We start from the raw sequence: 2,091 nt of genomic DNA on the forward strand, positions 1-2,091 counted from the left end.
TCATGTGGTCGAACCCGCTGGTGGGTGGCATCACGACACTTGCCCTGGTTTTGTTGCTGTGGCCACTGATCTCCCGTGTTCTGGCCAAAATTCGTCCGCCCAAGAAGACTGAATTTGCAGCGGAACAGCCTGTGGACTGAACCTTCGAGCCCATAATAAAAAAGCCGGGTATATCACCCGGCCTTTTTATTTCCGCTTCGGTCTTCCGTCAGATCTTGCCACGCTGCTTGAGTCGACTTAGGGTTTCTGCCGACAGGTTCAGGTAGGACGCTAATTCTTTCTTGGGAATACGGTCAAACAGTTCGGGATGCTTGCGCTGAAACCGCTTGACACGGCCCGGTGCATCCAGCAAATGCAGCGTAATGGTATGGGCCATGATTTCGCTCATCAAGCGCATTACGTAATACTCGAAAGACTGCTTGATTTCGTGGTGACGCTCCAGAAATGCCACCCACTCCTGCAGCGGCAGCTTTGCCACCCGGACCTTGGTCACGCAAACGGTGCTGTAAGGCGTGGGCGTACCGAGGCGCCACGCGGCATAACTGGTTTCCATGTCGCGTTCGTCGGCAAAACGAAGAATCATCTCCTTGGCCTGCTCATTGGTTACCACCCGCTTCAGGATGCCTTCGAGGATGAAATACTGCTCCATTTCATGAACACCCTGATGCAGGAGCGAGTCACCCTTCTGACCATCAACAATCACCAGATGCGGCTCCAGTTCAGCGCTTTGCTCCGTCGTAATTCCCTTCAGAACTATGTTCTGTGCCAGCTGAACACGAATGACATTTCTATCTGGATGGTTTTGTATGGACAACATGGGTTGGGAGGGTGCGGAACTGACACGTTTGTGCGGTCCAAATACAGAGAAAGTTGACCTCGGTCAAGGGTGAAACCTGAATCAATTCCTATGATAACCCGACGATGCAAATGACCCTCGTGCATGCCAATGGACAGCCAGGCCTGCTCAATTTTTACCCAAGTCAAACGAAGAGACATTTCAAATGACAAAAGACACCCAATCCGGAGAGCAGACAGATGGATTTCACCTGCTGATCGACGCGCTCAAGCTCAACGGCATTGACACGATCTTCGGCTTGCCCGGCATTCCCATCACTGACCTGACGCGCAAGGCGCAGGCTGAGGGCATCCGCATGATTTCGTTCCGCCACGAGCAGCATGCCGGTAATGCCGCCGCGGCTGCCGGCTTCCTGACGCAAAAGCCCGGCATTTGCCTGACGGTGTCGGCGCCCGGTTTCCTCAACGGGCTCACAGCATTGGCGAACGCAACGACCAACTGCTTCCCGATGATCCTGATCAGCGGCTCAAGCGAGCGCGAGATTGTGGATCTTCAGCAGGGCGACTACGAAGAAATGGACCAGCTGGCAATTGCCAAGCCATTGTGCAAAGCAGCATTTCGCGTCCTCCACGCCGAAGACATTGGCGTCGGTATCGCGCGCGCCATCCGCTCGGCGCTGTCCGGCCGCCCTGGCGGTGTCTACCTCGACCTGCCGGCCAAACTGTTCGGGCAGACCATGGATGCTGCAGCCGGCAAAAAGTCGCTCATCGAAGTTGTGGACCCCGCTCCCCGCCAGATCCCGGCGCCCGATTCGGTCAAACGCGCGCTCGACCTGCTCAAAGGTGCCAAACGGCCGCTGATCGTGCTGGGCAAAGGCGCAGCCTACGCACAGTGCGACGCCGAAATCCGTGCCCTGATCGAAAAAACCGGCATTCCCTACCTGCCCATGTCGATGGCCAAAGGCCTGCTACCCGATACGCACGCCCAGTCGGCATCCGCCACCCGTTCCCATGTACTGGCAGAAGCCGACGTGGTGATGCTGGTCGGCGCGCGCCTGAACTGGCTGCTGTCGCACGGCAAAGGCAAGACCTGGGGCGGCCCGAACGCCGACACCCGGCAGTTCATCCAGATCGACATCTCGCCGACCGAGATGGACAGCAACGTACCGATCGCCGCACCGCTGGTCGGCGACATCGGCTCGTGCGTCTCGGCATTGCTGGAAGGTTTGGGCTCAAAGTGGGCAAAACCACCGGCCGAATGGACTCAGGGGATCGCTGAGCGCAAGGACAAGAACC

At 57.4% G+C, this 2,091-nt stretch carries 2 protein-coding genes; one reads left to right on the forward strand and one right to left on the reverse strand.

Annotation, left to right across the window (positions count from 1 at the left end):
• Positions 1-208: 208 nt before the first annotated feature.
• Positions 209-817, reverse strand: a complete 609-nt coding sequence (locus AC1D1X_RS21560; protein WP_477646571.1) for a Crp/Fnr family transcriptional regulator — start codon at positions 815-817, stop codon at positions 209-211.
• 184 nt (positions 818-1,001) lie between these two features.
• Here AC1D1X_RS21560 and oxc point away from each other — a divergent pair.
• Positions 1,002-2,091, forward strand: a 1,090-nt coding sequence (gene oxc / locus AC1D1X_RS21565) for an oxalyl-CoA decarboxylase (protein ID WP_477699138.1), incomplete at its 3' end; no start/stop codon positions are given.

The sequence above is a fragment of the Polaromonas sp. P1_G4 genome (assembly GCF_056405475.1).